A 13,937-nucleotide genomic window follows, 5' to 3' on the forward strand; every position below is an offset into this window, starting at 1 on the left:
CCTACCCGTTCCCGAAGCCGGCGCTCGCAGCCTTGGTCAGCGGCTCCAGCCAAGTCAGACCGACGATCACCAGCGGGAAAGCGAAGGCGGCGCAGGCCCACCCGATCCACTTCGCCTCGACCGGCGCGGCGTCGGTGGCGATGTCATCCACCGGCGCATCGAACCACATCAGTTTGATGATGCGCAGATAATAGAAGGCGGCGACGACCGAGGCGACCAGACCGGCGGCCGCGACGGGCCACAGTCCTGCATCGGCGGCGGCGCCGAACACATAATATTTGCCCCAGAAGCCCGAGAACGGCGGCATGCCCAGGACCGATAGCGACAGGATGGTCAGGGCCACGGCGGTCAGAGGCCGATCCTTCTTCAGGCCGGCCAGATCGGCGATGCGGCGGATCGGACGGCCCGACTTGGACAGGCTGAGCAGGATAGCGAAGAAGCCCAACTGATCGATGACATAAAGCGTCATGAACATCAGCATGGCCTGCAGGCCCTCGTCCGTGCCCGCCGCAATGCCCAGCAGGGCGTAACCGATGTTGGCGATCGAGGAATAGGCCAGCAGGCGCTGGATGTCCTTTTGCGCCAGGCCGCCGAAGGTGCCGACGACGAAGCTGATCAGGGAGATGGCGATCAGGACCTGCGACCACTGAGCGTGGGCGTCGCCGAAACCGTTTTCCAGCGTGCGGGCGATCAGCACCATGGCCGCGACCTTGGGCGCCGTGGCGAACAGGGCCACGACCGGCGTCGGCGCGCCTTCATAGACGTCCGGAGTCCACATGTGGAACGGCGCAGCCGAAACCTTGAACGCCAGGCCGCAGATCAGGAAGACCAGGCCGAAGACCAGGCCCGGGCCGGGATTGTCGGCGGCGACGGCGGCGATGTCCTCGAACCGCATCGAGCCGGCGAAGCCGTAGATCAGGCTGGCGCCATACAGCAGCAGGCCCGACGACAGCGCGCCCAGGACGAAATACTTCAGGCCCGCTTCCGACGCCTTGACGTCGTTGCGGTGGAAGGCGGCCAGAACATACAGGGCCAGCGAGTGCAGCTCGATCCCGACGTACATGGAGATCAGGTCGCCCGAGGACGCCATCATCCCCATGCCGGCCGAGGCCAGCACGATGAGGACCGGATATTCGAACTTGGCGATGCGCGTGCGCTTCATCCAGCCGTCGCCCAGCACGACCGCCACGGCGGCCGACAGATAGATCAGGCTCTTGGCATAGATGGCCAGAGGATCGGCGACATAGGCGCCGTTGAAGGCGACGCCCCACGGTCCGACGATCGAGATGACCGATGCGGCGATCAGCAGCAGGACCGACAGGATCGAGACCAGACGGGCGCTCTTGTCGCCGATGAAGGCGCCGACCATCAGCAGGACCAGGGCGCCGACCGCGAGGGTGACTTCCGAGGCGGCGAGATGCAGGGCGGAGGATAGATCAGGCATCTGTAAGTCTCACCCGCCGATCGCGGCGCGATACGCGCTGGTCAGGGCCTCGACGGCAGGCCCGGTGTAATCGAGGACAGAGGCCGGATGGACCCCCAGCCAGATGGTGCCGACGATCAGGGGCACGAACAGCAGCAGTTCGCGCTTGTCGATGTCGGTAATGGTCTCAAGCTTCGGATTGGTGATCTCGCCGAACATGACCGCGCGGTACAGGGTCAGGGCATAGACCGCCGAGAAGATGACGCCCGAGGCTGCAACCAGCGCCGCCCAGGTCGAGGCGTTGTAGGCGCCCGTCATGGTCAGAACTTCGCCGATGAAGCCCGAGGTGCCCGGCAGACCGACGTTGGCCATGGTGAACATCAGGAAGATGGCGGCGTACCAAGGCATCTTGGAGGTCAGGCCGCCGTAGAAGGCGATCTCGCGAGTGTGCATCCGGTCGTAAACGACGCCGACGCACAGGAACAAGGCGCCCGAGATCAGGCCGTGGCTGATCATCTGGAAGATGGCGCCCTGCATGCCGATGTCGTTGCCGGCGAAAATGCCCAGGGTCACAAAGCCCATGTGGGCCACGGACGAATAGGCGATCAGCTTCTTGATGTCCGTCTGACGCCAGGCGACCAGCGACGTATAGACGATGGCGATCACCGACAAGGTGAATACCAGCGGCCGGAACATCTCCGACGCCATCGGGAACATCGGCACGTTGAACAGGATGAAGCCGTAGCCGCCCAGCTTCAGCAGAATGCCCGCCAGGATGACCGAACCCGCCGTCGGCGCCTGAACGTGGGCGTCGGGCAGCCAGGTGTGGACCGGCCACATCGGCATCTTGACCGCGAACGAGGCGAAGAAGGCCAGCCACAGGATCGGCTGGACGGCGGGATCGAAGGCGAAACGCTTCAGCTCAGGAATGCTGGTGGTGCCTGCTTCATGCGCCATCCACAGCATGGCCAGCAGCATCAGAACGGACCCCAGCAGGGTGTAGAGGAAGAATTTGTAGGCGGCGTAGATGCGGTTCTGACCGCCCCAGATGCCGATGATCAGGAACATAGGCACCAGGGTGCCTTCGAAGAAGATGTAGAAGAGGAACAAGTCCAGCGAGGTGAACACCCCGATGACCAGCGTCTCTAGCACCAGGAAGGCGATCATATATTCGACGACGCGCGTTTCGACCGACTTCCAGCTGGCCAGGATGCAGATCGGCATCAGGAAGGCCGTCAGGAGCACGAACAGGATCGAGATCCCGTCGACGCCCAGGTGATAGCTGGCGCCCGCGAACCAGGGGACCAACTCCACGAACTGATAGCTGGTGTTGGCCGGATCGAAGCCGGCGACCAGCACGACCGACACCGCCAGGGTCACCAGGGTGGTGATCAGCGCGATCCAGCGCGCGGCCGGCGCGGCCGCATCGGCCGACTTGGACGTCAGCCGGGCGGCGAAGATCGCCAGGGCCCCGACCAGGGGCAGGAATGTAACGAGGCTCAGGATGTAGGGCACGAGATCAGGCTCCCCACGCGAGGATGGCGAAGGTGAGCAGACCAGCCACCCCGAGCAGCATCACGAAGGCGTAGTGATAGACATAGCCGGACTGGATCTTGCCCAGTCGAGCGGCGGATTTCAGCGACACCCAGGCGGCGCCGTTCGGGCCCAGACCGTCGATGATCTTCACGTCGCAGATCTTCCAGAAGAAGTTCCCGATGGCGCGGAAGCCGCGCACGAAGACGAAGTCGTACAGCTCGTCGAAATACCACTTGTTGTAGAGGAAGCGGTAGATGACGCCGTTCCGCTCGGCCATGCGACGGCCCATGCCCTCGCGAGCGACGTAGATCCAGTAGGCGAAGGCGGTGCCGATCAGCGTCAGGATCAGCGGCGACCATTTCACCCAGGTCGGGACGTCGTGGCTTTCGTGCAGAACGTGGTTGTTCGCGCCAGTGAAGATCGCGCCGCGCCAGAACTCGCCCTCGTGGTGGCCGATGAAGTGCGGCGCGAAGACGAAGCCGGCGGCGACGGCACCGACCGACAGCAGGATCAGCGGGATCAGCATGACCAGCGGGCTCTCATGCGGCTTCAGCGGGCCATGATGACCATGGTCGTCATGCGCATGATCGTCGTGATGATCGCCGACCGGCTCGGAATGGGTTTCCAGCTGGGCGTGCGAGGCGTGGTCGTCAGCATGATGCGCGTCGCCCTCTTCCTTCCACACCGGCTTGTTGTGGAAGGTCATGAAGACTAGGCGCCACGAATAGTAGGCCGTCAGACCGGCGGCGATGATGCCGACGAAGAAGGCGAACAGACCGATGGCCGAGTGACCCGAGGCCGCCGAGGCATAGGCGCTCTCGATGATCGAATCCTTGGAGTAGAAGCCGGCGAAGCCGCCGACGCCGGGGATCCCCAGGCCGGTGATGGCGATGGTGCCGATGGTCATCACCGCATAGGTGACCGGCAGCAGCTTCCACAGCCCGCCCATCTTCCGCATGTCCTGCTCGTGGTGCATGCCGTGGATCACCGAGCCGGCGCCCAGGAACAGCAGGGCCTTGAAGAAGGCGTGCGTGAACAGATGGAACATGGCCGCCTGATAGGCGCCGACACCGGCCGCGAAGAACATATAGCCCAGCTGCGAACAGGTCGAATAGGCGATGACGCGCTTGATGTCGTTCTGGGTCAGGCCGACCGTGGCGGCGAACAGGGCCGTGATGGCGCCGATAATGGCGATGATCTGCGACGCGCCCGGCGCATATTCATAAATCGGGCTCAGCAGGCAGACCATATAGACGCCGGCGGTGACCATGGTCGCGGCGTGGATGAGCGCCGACACCGGGGTCGGGCCTTCCATCGCGTCCGGCAACCAGGTGTGCAGGAAGAACTGGGCCGACTTGCCCATGGCGCCGATGAACAGCAGGAAGCCGGCCAGATCCAGCGCGGACCACTGAACGCCCAGGAACTCCCAAGTCGTGCCGGCCTTGGTGGCGATCAGCGGGAACAGTTCGGCGAAGTTGATGGTGCCGTACATCCAGAAGATCGTCATGATCCCCAGCACGAAACCGAAGTCGCCGACGCGGTTGACGACGAAGGCCTTGATCGCGGCGGCGCTGGCCGTCGGCTTCTTGAACCAGAAGCCGATCAGCAGATAGGACGCCAGGCCCACGCCTTCCCAGCCGAAGAAGATCTGCATGAAGTCGGCCGCCGTCACCAGCGCCAGCATCATGAAGGTGAACAGCGACAGATAGGCGAAGAAGCGCGGCCGGCTGTCATCCTCGGCCATGTAGCCCCAGGAATACAGGTGAACGAGCGAGGATACGCTGGTGACCACGATCAGCATGGTCGCCGACAGGGCGTCGATGCGGATCGACCAGGCCGACTGGAAGTCGCCGACATTGATGAAGGGCGCCAGGCGGATGGTGAAGGGCTCCAGATGGCCCCAGGTCCATTGGCCGAACACCGTCCAGGCGACGGCGCAAGAGAAGAACAGCAGGCCGGTCGTGACGGCCTGCGACGGGATGTTGCCGATCCGGCGTCCGAAGAAGCCGGCGATCGCCGCGCCCAGCAGCGGGGCGAAGATCCCGAGAATGACGAGGGTATGGAAGGTCACGCTCAGCCCTTCATCACGGAGGCGTCGTCCACGGCGATGTCGCCGCGGTTACGGAAGAAGGTCACCAGGATCGCCAGGCCGACGGCGGCCTCGGCCGCGGCGACGGTCAGGACGAACATCGCCATGATCTGCCCGCTGATCTCGTTCAGATAGGCCGAGAAGGCGACGAAGTTGATGTTCACCGCCAGCAGGATCAGCTCGATCGACATCAGGATGATGATGACGTTCTTGCGGTTCACGAAGATGCCGAACACCCCGATGGTGAACAGGATGGCAGCGACCGTCAGATAGTGGGTCAGACCGATCATCAGAGAAGCTCCTCGGCGCTGACGCCTTCGCCCGTGGCGGCGGACTTGATCTCGACCGACTTGCGACGGTCACGGTTCACCTGGTCGCCGGGGTTCTGGCGTTTGATGTGCGGCTTGTGGCGCAGGGTCAGTGTGATGGCGCCGATCATCGCGATCAGCAGCACGATCCCGGCCGCCTGGAAGAAGTAGACATAGTCTGTGTAGAGGACGCGGCCGATGGCCTCGACGTTCGTCACGCTGGCGTCCGGCGCGCCCGGCGCCGGCAGGCCTGCAGCGGCGCCGCCCTGAACCACGGCGACCGAGACGATGATCATCTCGACCAGCAGCACGGCGGCGATGATGGCCCCCAGCGGCAGATAGCGCGCGTAGCCTTCGCGCAGCTTCAGGAAGTCCACGTCCAGCATCATGACGACGAACAGGAACAGCACCGCGACCGCGCCCACATAGACGACGACCAGCAGCATCGCCAGGAACTCGGCGCCCAGCAGGACGAACAGACCGGCTGACGAGAAGAAGGCCAGGATCAACCACAGCACGCTGTGCACCGGGTTGCGCGCGGTCACGACCAGAAGGCCGGAAACCGTGGCGACCGCCGCCAGCAGATAGAAGGCTATGCCTTGCAGCATGTCGGGACGAAGCCCCTTTCGTATCGGCCGCGACCCCGTTCAGGAATCGCCGACCCGTTTAGCGAGATGCGCCTTAGCGGTAAGGCGCGTCGAGTTCCAGATTCTTGGCGATCTGCCGTTCCCAGCGGTCGCCGTTATCGAGCAGGCGTTGCTTGTCGTAGAGCAGCTCTTCGCGCGTCTCGACGGCGAACTCCGAGTTCGGTCCTTCCACGATGGCGTCCACCGGGCAGGCCTCCTGGCACAGGCCGCAGTAAATGCATTTGACCATGTCGATGTCATAGCGCGTCGTGCGGCGGCTGCCGTCGGCGCGCGGCTCGGCCTCGATGGTGATTGCCTGGGCGGGGCAGATGGCCTCGCAGAGCTTGCAGGCGATGCAGCGTTCCTCGCCGTTCGCATAGCGACGCAGCGCATGCTCGCCGCGGAAGCGCGGCGACTGCGGATTGCGCTCGAACGGATAGTTCACCGTCATCTTGGGACGGGCCATATATTTCAGCGACAGACCGATGGCGCCGATGACGTCCAGCATCATCGCGCCCTTGGTCGCCTGGACGATACGGGTGAACATCAGGGCTTATCCTTGGGGGCGGGCGTCGTCTGGGGTGCGGTCTGGCTGGCGCGCCAGTCCTGTTCGATGCGGTCCTGGCGTTGCTGCCATTGATAGCTCGACTCGGGCATGCGCGACGCGTCGGGCGCGCAGGCGGCGGTCATCGTTACAAGACCGAGGCCGATGATGAGGCCGCGCATCACGACCCCACCACGAAGACGCGCCAGGCCGACACGATCACGACCGCGACCAGCGACGTCGGCAGGAAGATTTTCCAGCCCAGGCGCATCAGCTGGTCATAGCGATAGCGCGGCACGAAGGCCTTCACCATCGAGATCATGATGAACCAGAAGACCGTCTTGGCCATGAAGGTCAGCAGATAGATCGTATAGGCAATCCAGGCCGGCAGCCCATCCATCCAGGCCTGCGGCACGCCAGGGTTCCAGCCGCCGAAGAACAGCAGGCTGATCATCGCCGACATGAAGACGATGTTGACGTACTCGCCCATCATGAACAGCAGATACGGTGTCGAGCTGTATTCGACCTGATAACCGGCGACCAGTTCGGACTCGGCCTCGGGCAGGTCGAACGGCGGGCGGTTGGTCTCGGCCAGGGCCGAGATGAAGAAGATGATCGACATCGGGAACAGGATCACGACCAGCGGCCAGGTATCGGCGCCGCCGCCGAAGCCGTACCAGTTCCAGAACATGCCCTTTTGGCTGTCGACGATGGCCGACAGGTTCATGGTGCCGGCCAGCAGGATCACATTGATGATGATCAGGCCCAGCGAGACTTCATAGGACACCATCTGCGCCGCCGAACGCAGCGAGCCCAGGAACGGATACTTCGAGTTCGAAGCCCAGCCGCCCATGATGATGCCGTAAACGCCCAGCGACGACACGGCGAAGATGTACAGGATGCCGACGTTCAGGTCCGACACGACCCAACCGGGCGCGAACGGAATGACCGCCCAGGCCATGAAGGCCAGGATGACGGTGATGATCGGCGCGATGATGAAGACCGCCTTGTCCGCGCCGGCCGGGATCACGACCTCCTTCAGCACGAACTTGATCATGTCGGCGAAGGATTGAAGCAGGCCGAAGGGGCCGACGACGTTCGGACCCTTGCGCATCTGCACGCCGGCCCAGACCTTGCGGTCGGCCAGCAGCAGGAAGGCGACGGCGATCAGCACGCCGACCGTGATCAGCAGGACCTGACCGACGGTGATCAGCGTCCAGCCCAGAGGCGTGGCCCAGAAGGAAACGGGGTCCATGGCTTACTCCGCCGCCATTGCGACCGACTGGATCCGCAGGGCGGACAGCTCGGCCATCGTCGCGCTGGCGCGCGCTATCGGATTGGAAAGATACGGGTCGGTCACGGCCGAGACGAAGGCGCGGTCGCCCAGATCGCCCTTGGCGCCCAGGGCCGCCACGTCGAACGTCGCCGGCGCGGGCAGATAGTCGATCCGGCCGAAGGTCGGATGATCGCCCATCAGCTTGGCGCGCAGTTGCTCCAGCGTGTCGTAAGGCAGGGTCTTGTCGACGCGCGCCGACAGGGCGCGGATGATGGCCCAGTCTTCCTTGGCCTCGCCCTTGGGGAAGACGACGCGTTCGGCCATCTGCACCCGGCCCTCGGTGTTGACGTACAGGCCGGCCTTCTCGGTATAGGCCGCGCCCGGCAGGATCACGTCCGCGCCGTGCGCGCCGCGGTCGCCGTGACTACCCAGATAGACACGGAAGGCGTTCGAACCGGTCGGATCGACCTCGTCGGCGCCCAGCAGGAACAGAACGTCAACCGCATCCGGCTTCAGCATTTCGGCGACGGTCAGGCCGCCGTCAGCCGGCACGAAGCCCATGTCCAGACCGGCGACGCGCGAAGCGGCGTTGTGCAGGACGTTGAAGCCGTTCCAACTGTCGGCGACGACGCCGACCTTCTTGGCCAGGGCGCCGAGCGCGTTCAGGACGGCCGGACCGCCCTCCCCGCCCAACGCGCCGGAGCCGACGATGATCGCCGGACGCTCGGCCTTGGTCAGGAAGTCCAGCGCCGATTTCGGAAGCTTGGCCAAGGTCTGCGTGCCTGCGCCCAGATAGGCGTAGTCGAACGTCAGGTCAGCCTGTTCGCCGATCAGACCGATCTCCACGTCGCCCTTTAGCCAGGCCTTGCGCAGGCGGGCGTTCAGCAGCGGCGCCTCGGTGCGCGGATTGGCGCCGACGATCAGAACGGCGTCAGCCTGTTCAATGCCTTCCAGGCCGGAGTTGAACAGCCATCCCTCACGCGGGCCGTAGCCCACGGCGGCGCCGTCCTGGCGGCAGTCGGTGTTGTTGGAGCCGAGCGCGCGGAACAGGTCCAGCGTCGCCTTCATCGACTCGGCGTCCTGCAGATCGCCGGCGATCACGCCGATGCGGTCGGCCGGTGCGGCCTTCAGCTTGGCAGCGACGGCGTCCAGCGCCTCGTTCCACGAGGCGGCGCGCAGCTTGCCATTCTCACGGATCCACGGACGGTCCAGACGACGCGCGGTCAGGCCGTCGACGACGTAGCGGCTCTTGTCCGACAGCCACTCCTCGTTGATGCCCTCATTGACGCGCGGCAGCACGCGCATGACCTCGGACCCGCGGTAGTCGGCGCGGATGTTCGAGCCCAGGGCGTCCATGACGTCGATGGTCTCGGTCTTCTTCAGTTCCCACGGACGATAGTGGTACTGCCACGGACGGTGCGTCAGGGCGCCGACCGGGCACAGGTCGTTGACGTTGCCCGACAGTTCCGAGGCGACCGACTTCTCCAGATAGGTCGTGATCTCGGCGTCCTCGCCGCGCGAGATCATGCCGATGTCCGGCACGCCGGCGACTTCGGTGATGAAGCGGACGCAGCGCGTGCACTGAATGCAGCGCGTCATGAAGGTCTTGATGGTCGGACCCATCGCCTTTTCTTCGACCGCGCGCTTGTTCTCCGAATAGCGCGAGCCGTCGCGGCCGTAGCCGACCGACTGGTCCTGCAGGTCACACTCGCCGCCCTGATCGCAGATCGGGCAATCCAGCGGGTGGTTGATCAGCAGGAACTCCATCACCCCTTCGCGAGCCTTCTTGACCATCGGCGTGTCGGTGAAGATTTCCTGACCGTCGGCGGCCGGAAGCGCGCACGAAGCCTGCGGCTTCGGCGGTCCAGGCTTCACTTCAACCAGGCACATGCGGCAGTTGCCGGCGATGGACAGGCGCTCGTGATAGCAGAAGCGCGGAATCTCTTGTCCGGCGCGTTCGGCGACCTGGAGCACGGTCATGCCGGGCTCGAACTCGGTTTCGACGCCGTTGACCTTGGCGATAGGCATCAGCGGGCCTCTTGCTTGGCGGCGGGAGCCGCCATTTGTACATCCACGGACATCCGCTGACCGTCGCGGAACAGGTCCGCACCGTCGGCTTCCGCCCGGCATTCGAATTCCAGCCTGCCGCCATCGACCGGCGCGCGCCACGACACCTGGGCCGTGCGTTCGCCGGTGGCGGTGAAGACGACGGCGTCGCCTTCCTGGCCATACATGCGGTTCACCATGTCGCGGCAGGCCGCTTCGAGGTTCGCCGGAGCCGCCGCCGTCGCGACAGGAGCCACTTCAGCAGGAGCCGCCGTCGCGGGCGCGGTCGACGCTTCAGGCGCAGCCTTTTCCCCCTCGCCGCAAGCGGCGAGGGTCGGAAGCGTCAGCAACAGGGCGACGGCGAGGCGCATCTCTACTCCGCCGCGATCGCGTGGCCGGCGAAGTTCGCGCGGCGGCTGCGATAGTTGGCGATCCGCTCTTCGATCTCGTGACGGAAGTGACGGATCAGGCCCTGAACCGGCCAGGCGGCGGCGTCGCCCAGGGCGCAGATGGTGTGCCCCTCGACTTGTCCGGCCACGTCCAGCAGCAGGTCGATTTCCGACGGATCGGCCTCGCCCACGGCCATCCGCTCCAGCACGCGCCACATCCAGCCGGTGCCTTCGCGGCACGGCGTGCACTGGCCGCAGCTCTCGTGCTTGAAGAAGTAACTGATGCGGGCGATCGCCTTCACGATATCGGTCGACTCGTCCATGACCGTCACGCCGGCGGTGCCCAGCGAAGAGCGAACCTCGCGCATGGAATCGAAGTCCATCAGGACCGTCTCGGCCTGTTCGCGCGTGATCACCGGGCAGGACGCGCCGCCGGGGATGATGGCCTTCAGATTGCTCCAGCCGCCGCGCACGCCGCCGCCGTGATCCTCGATCAGCTGACGCAGCGGGATCGACATGGCCTCTTCGACCACGCAGGGCGTGTTCACGTGGCCGGACAGGGACATCAGTTTGGTGCCGGTGTTGTTCGGACGGCCGAAGCTGGCGAACCAGTCCGCGCCGCGACGCAGGATGGTGCCGACGACGGCGATCGACTCGACGTTGTTCACCGTGGTCGGGCAGCCGTACAGGCCCGCGCCGGCCGGGAACGGCGGCTTCAGACGCGGTTGGCCCTTCTTGCCTTCCAGCGATTCCAGCAGCGCCGTTTCTTCGCCGCAGATGTAGGCGCCGGCGCCGTGATGGATATAGACGTGGAAGTCCCAGCCGTGGACGTTGCCGTCGCCGATCAGCTTGGCGTCATAGGCCTGCTTGACGGCGGCTTCCATGCGCTCGCGTTCCAGCACGTATTCGCCGCGCAGATAGATGTAGCAGGCATGGGCCTGCATCGCGAAGCTGGCGATCAGCGCGCCTTCGATCAGCAGATGCGGATCATGGCGCATGATCTCGCGGTCCTTGCAGGTCGCGGGCTCGGATTCGTCGGCGTTGATGACCAGGTAGTGAGGACGATCCTTCACCTCCTTGGGCATGAACGACCATTTCAGGCCGGTCGAGAAGCCCGCGCCGCCACGGCCGCGCAGACCCGAGGCCTTGACGTTGTTGATGATCCAGTCGCGGCCAAGGTCCAGCATGTCCTTGGTGGCGTTCCAGGCGCCGCGGTTCTTCGCCCCGTCCAGCGTCCAGTCGTGGAAGCCGTACAGGTTGGTGAAGATGCGATCCTTGTCTTCGAGAATGCCGACCATCTTCAGTTCCGATCTCCGCGCGTGCCCGCACGTTTAATCATGCTACGTCCCCAAAGCGCGATCCCGACGCCCATGACGGCTATCAGCGCGCCCACGGGTATCATGACGTCCAGATCGACCGGGATGACACCCATCAGCGTCAATACGATTAGCCCCAACCCCATGACCACATCGGCGAGGCCGAGGAGATAAAAGGTTTTGAAATCAACAGGCTTGGCTTGCTTCGCCATCACAGCCCCTCCGCCAGACGGCGCTTGTGGTGGCGCGTGCGCATCCAGATGGCCGCGATGACCATCACCCAGCCCGCCGCCAGCATGAAGTAGGAGAGATTGACCGCCCACGGTCCGACCGCGCCCTGACGCGACATCAGGATCAGCACGGCCGCGCCGACGACCATCGCCAGACCACCCGCGCGCAGCGGACGCCCGACGTTGCGCAGCTCCTTGCGGTAGGCTGCGCGGCCCTCCTCGGTGTTCAGATCCGGCGGCGACATCAGGCCGGGGCCTTCTCGACCGGCGCGGGGTCGCTGTTCGGCAGCTTCTTGATCGGCTTGGCGGCCGAGCCGTCATACAGCGTCGCATCGAGCAGGGTCTTGGCCCCGCCCTCCGGCGCCGCATTGGTGCGGCCGATGTAGGAGCCCGGCTCGGGCGTCTTGCCGGCGGCGAAGTCGTCGATGATCCGGCCGATCGTCTGGGGCGTCAGATCCTCGAAATAGTAGTCGTTGATCTGGGCCATCGGCGCGTTGGAGCAGGCGCCCAGGCACTCGACTTCCTGCCAAGTGAAGCGGCCGTCGGCGGACAGATGATCCTTGGGACCGATCTTCTCCTTGCAGACGCGCATCAGCTCATTGGCGCCGCGCAGCATGCACGGCGTGGTGCCGCACACCTGGATCAGCGCCGTCTTGCCGACCGGCTCCAGCATGAACATGGTGTAGAAGGTCGCGACCTCCAGCACCCGGATGAAGGGCATGCCCAGCAGTTCGGCGATGGCGCGGATGGCGGGCTCGGAGACCCAGCCCTCCTGCTTCTGCACCAGCCACAGGACAGGGATCACCGCCGACTGGCGACGGCTTTCCGGGTATTTCTTGATCCACCATTCGGCCTTGGCCGTCGTGTCGGCGCTAAAGGCGAACGAGGCGGGCTGTTCCTTGGCGAGACGACGAACGCTCATCGGTCCACTTCTCCGAAAACGATGTCGAGCGAGCCCAGGATGGCGGACACGTCGGCCAGCTGGTGGCCACGGTTCATCCAGTCCATCGCCTGCAGCGAGCGGAAGCCCGGCGCCGAGATTTTCACGCGATAGGGTTTGTTGGTGCCGTCCGACACCAGATAGATGCCGAACTCGCCCTTGGGCGCCTCGACCGAGGCGTAGACTTCGCCCTCGGGCGTCTTGAAGCCTTCCGTGTAGAGCTTGAAGTGGTGAATCAGCGACTCCATCGAGCGCTTCATCTCGCCACGGCGCGGCGGGACGATCTTGTTGTCCTCGACCATCACCGGCTCGCCGGGGCAGTTGCGCAGCTTGTGGATGCACTGCTCCATGATCCGCACCGACTGCTTCATCTCCTCGATGCGCACCAGATAGCGGTCCCAGCAGTCGCCGTTCTTGCCGACGACCACATCGAAGTCGAGCTCGGCATAGCACTCATAGGGCTGCGACTTGCGCAGGTCCCAGGCGATGTTCGAGCCCCGCAGCATCACGCCGGTGAAGCCCCATTCCAAGGCCTGCTGCTTGGACACCACGCCGATGTCGACGTTGCGCTGCTTGAAGATGCGGTTCTCGGTGACCAGGCTTTCGATGTCCTTCAGCGCCGGTGGGAACTCGTGGCACCAGCGGCCGATGTCGTCGATCAGGTCCATCGGCAGGTCCTGGTGGACGCCGCCGGGACGGAAATAGTTGGCGTGCAGACGGGCGCCGCAGGCGCGCTCGTAGAACACCATCAGCTTTTCGCGTTCCTCAAAGCCCCAGAGCGGCGGCGTCAGGGCGCCGACGTCCATGGCCTGGGTCGTCACGTTCAGCATGTGCGACAGGATGCGGCCGATTTCCGAATACAGGACGCGGATCAGCTGCGCCCGATACGGAACCTCGATGCCCAGCAGCTTCTCGATCGCCAGGCAGAAGGCGTGCTCCTGGTTCATCGGCGAGACATAGTCCAACCGGTCCAGATACGGCACGTTCTGAAGGTAGGTGCGCGCCTCCATCAGCTTTTCGGTGCCGCGGTGCAGCAGGCCGATGTGCGGATCGACGCGCTCGACGATCTCGCCGTCCAGTTCCAGCACCAGGCGCAGCACGCCGTGCGCGGCCGGGTGTTGCGGACCGAAGTTGATGGTGAACTTGCGATCTTCCATCTCGCGCGCGTGGGCGGTGCGGGTGTCGAGGTCGTCCTCGAACACATCGACGCCCAG

At 64.8% G+C, this 13,937-nt stretch carries 15 protein-coding genes; all 15 read right to left on the minus strand.

The window, feature by feature from the left end:
* Nucleotide 1: 1 nt before the first annotated feature.
* Nucleotides 2-1,444 carry an NADH-quinone oxidoreductase subunit NuoN gene (nuoN, locus tag GGC30_RS03440; protein WP_153922730.1) on the minus strand — a complete coding sequence of 481 codons (1,443 nt, stop codon included), beginning with the start codon at nt 1,442-1,444 and terminating at the stop codon, nt 2-4.
* Nucleotides 1,445-1,453: 9 nt separating this feature from the next.
* A complete protein-coding gene (locus GGC30_RS03445; protein WP_370451857.1) occupies nt 1,454-2,938 on the minus strand; it encodes an NADH-quinone oxidoreductase subunit M in 1,485 nt (494 codons plus the stop codon).
* 4 nt (nt 2,939-2,942) lie between these two features.
* Nucleotides 2,943-5,030: an NADH-quinone oxidoreductase subunit L gene (gene nuoL, locus GGC30_RS03450; RefSeq protein ID WP_370451858.1), complete on the minus strand. Its 2,088-nt coding sequence runs from the start codon at nt 5,028-5,030 to the stop codon at nt 2,943-2,945.
* Between the two features lie 2 nt (nt 5,031-5,032).
* Nucleotides 5,033-5,338 carry an NADH-quinone oxidoreductase subunit NuoK gene (gene nuoK, locus GGC30_RS03455; RefSeq protein ID WP_039247409.1) on the minus strand — a complete coding sequence of 102 codons (306 nt, stop codon included), beginning with the start codon at nt 5,336-5,338 and terminating at the stop codon, nt 5,033-5,035.
* Complete coding sequence (locus GGC30_RS03460; RefSeq protein ID WP_017503986.1) at nt 5,338-5,964, minus strand: NADH-quinone oxidoreductase subunit J; 627 nt, start codon at nt 5,962-5,964, stop codon at nt 5,338-5,340. Before GGC30_RS03460 ends, nuoK begins: the two co-directional genes overlap by 1 nt.
* Before the next feature lie 73 nt (nt 5,965-6,037).
* Nucleotides 6,038-6,529, minus strand: coding sequence for an NADH-quinone oxidoreductase subunit NuoI (gene nuoI, locus GGC30_RS03465; RefSeq protein WP_017503987.1), 492 nt, complete (start codon nt 6,527-6,529; stop codon nt 6,038-6,040).
* Nucleotides 6,529-6,708: a hypothetical protein gene (locus GGC30_RS03470; RefSeq protein WP_153922733.1), complete on the minus strand. Its 180-nt coding sequence runs from the start codon at nt 6,706-6,708 to the stop codon at nt 6,529-6,531. The genes nuoI and GGC30_RS03470 overlap by 1 nt, the downstream gene beginning before the upstream one ends.
* On the minus strand, nt 6,708-7,781 hold the full coding sequence (nuoH, locus tag GGC30_RS03475) for an NADH-quinone oxidoreductase subunit NuoH (protein ID WP_039247406.1): 1,074 nt from the start codon (nt 7,779-7,781) through the stop codon (nt 6,708-6,710). Before nuoH ends, GGC30_RS03470 begins: the two co-directional genes overlap by 1 nt.
* Nucleotides 7,782-7,784: 3 nt before the next feature.
* Nucleotides 7,785-9,830: an NADH-quinone oxidoreductase subunit NuoG gene (gene nuoG, locus GGC30_RS03480; RefSeq protein ID WP_153922734.1), complete on the minus strand. Its 2,046-nt coding sequence runs from the start codon at nt 9,828-9,830 to the stop codon at nt 7,785-7,787.
* Complete coding sequence (locus GGC30_RS03485; RefSeq protein ID WP_153922735.1) at nt 9,830-10,219, minus strand: hypothetical protein; 390 nt, start codon at nt 10,217-10,219, stop codon at nt 9,830-9,832. The genes nuoG and GGC30_RS03485 overlap by 1 nt, the downstream gene beginning before the upstream one ends.
* Before the next feature lie 2 nt (nt 10,220-10,221).
* Nucleotides 10,222-11,535 (minus strand): NADH-quinone oxidoreductase subunit NuoF, encoded by a 1,314-nt coding sequence (gene nuoF / locus GGC30_RS03490; RefSeq protein ID WP_091747082.1) that lies wholly within the window; start codon nt 11,533-11,535, stop codon nt 10,222-10,224.
* A 2-nt stretch (nt 11,536-11,537) separates the two neighbouring features.
* Nucleotides 11,538-11,765 (minus strand): hypothetical protein, encoded by a 228-nt coding sequence (locus GGC30_RS03495; RefSeq protein ID WP_153922736.1) that lies wholly within the window; start codon nt 11,763-11,765, stop codon nt 11,538-11,540.
* Nucleotides 11,765-12,028 (minus strand): hypothetical protein, encoded by a 264-nt coding sequence (locus GGC30_RS03500; RefSeq protein ID WP_153922737.1) that lies wholly within the window; start codon nt 12,026-12,028, stop codon nt 11,765-11,767. The genes GGC30_RS03495 and GGC30_RS03500 overlap by 1 nt, the downstream gene beginning before the upstream one ends.
* On the minus strand, nt 12,028-12,705 hold the full coding sequence (gene nuoE / locus GGC30_RS03505; RefSeq protein ID WP_153922738.1) for an NADH-quinone oxidoreductase subunit NuoE: 678 nt from the start codon (nt 12,703-12,705) through the stop codon (nt 12,028-12,030). Before nuoE ends, GGC30_RS03500 begins: the two co-directional genes overlap by 1 nt.
* The gene (locus tag GGC30_RS03510; RefSeq protein WP_088582886.1) at nt 12,702-13,880 is read right to left on the minus strand and encodes an NADH-quinone oxidoreductase subunit D; all 1,179 of its coding nucleotides are present in this window, start codon (nt 13,878-13,880) and stop codon (nt 12,702-12,704) included. Before GGC30_RS03510 ends, nuoE begins: the two co-directional genes overlap by 4 nt.
* Nucleotides 13,881-13,937: the final 57 nt, after the last annotated feature.

This window comes from Brevundimonas sp. SPF441, assembly GCF_009661015.1.
Lineage (GTDB): Bacteria > Pseudomonadota > Alphaproteobacteria > Caulobacterales > Caulobacteraceae > Brevundimonas > Brevundimonas vesicularis.

What these genes read in the sequence shown, in the direction of transcription:
- nuoI (WP_017503987.1), bottom strand. Translation starts at nt 6,529, where the DNA reads ATGTTCACCCGTATCGTCCAGGCGACCAAGGGCGCGATGATGCTGGAC.
- GGC30_RS03485 (WP_153922735.1), bottom strand. Translation starts at nt 10,219, where the DNA reads ATGCGCCTCGCCGTCGCCCTGTTGCTGACGCTTCCGACCCTCGCCGCT.
- GGC30_RS03500 (WP_153922737.1), bottom strand. Translation starts at nt 12,028, where the DNA reads ATGTCGCCGCCGGATCTGAACACCGAGGAGGGCCGCGCAGCCTACCGC.
- nuoE (WP_153922738.1), bottom strand. Translation starts at nt 12,705, where the DNA reads ATGAGCGTTCGTCGTCTCGCCAAGGAACAGCCCGCCTCGTTCGCCTTT.
- GGC30_RS03510 (WP_088582886.1), bottom strand. Translation starts at nt 13,880, where the DNA reads ATGGAAGATCGCAAGTTCACCATCAACTTCGGTCCGCAACACCCGGCC.
- nuoK (WP_039247409.1), bottom strand. Translation starts at nt 5,338, where the DNA reads ATGATCGGTCTGACCCACTATCTGACGGTCGCTGCCATCCTGTTCACC.
- GGC30_RS03460 (WP_017503986.1), bottom strand. Translation starts at nt 5,964, where the DNA reads ATGCTGCAAGGCATAGCCTTCTATCTGCTGGCGGCGGTCGCCACGGTT.
- GGC30_RS03470 (WP_153922733.1), bottom strand. Translation starts at nt 6,708, where the DNA reads ATGCGCGGCCTCATCATCGGCCTCGGTCTTGTAACGATGACCGCCGCC.
- nuoF (WP_091747082.1), bottom strand. Translation starts at nt 11,535, where the DNA reads ATGGTCGGCATTCTCGAAGACAAGGATCGCATCTTCACCAACCTGTAC.
- GGC30_RS03495 (WP_153922736.1), bottom strand. Translation starts at nt 11,765, where the DNA reads ATGGCGAAGCAAGCCAAGCCTGTTGATTTCAAAACCTTTTATCTCCTC.
- nuoH (WP_039247406.1), bottom strand. Translation starts at nt 7,781, where the DNA reads ATGGACCCCGTTTCCTTCTGGGCCACGCCTCTGGGCTGGACGCTGATC.
- nuoN (WP_153922730.1), bottom strand. Translation starts at nt 1,444, where the DNA reads ATGCCTGATCTATCCTCCGCCCTGCATCTCGCCGCCTCGGAAGTCACC.
- nuoG (WP_153922734.1), bottom strand. Translation starts at nt 9,830, where the DNA reads ATGCCTATCGCCAAGGTCAACGGCGTCGAAACCGAGTTCGAGCCCGGC.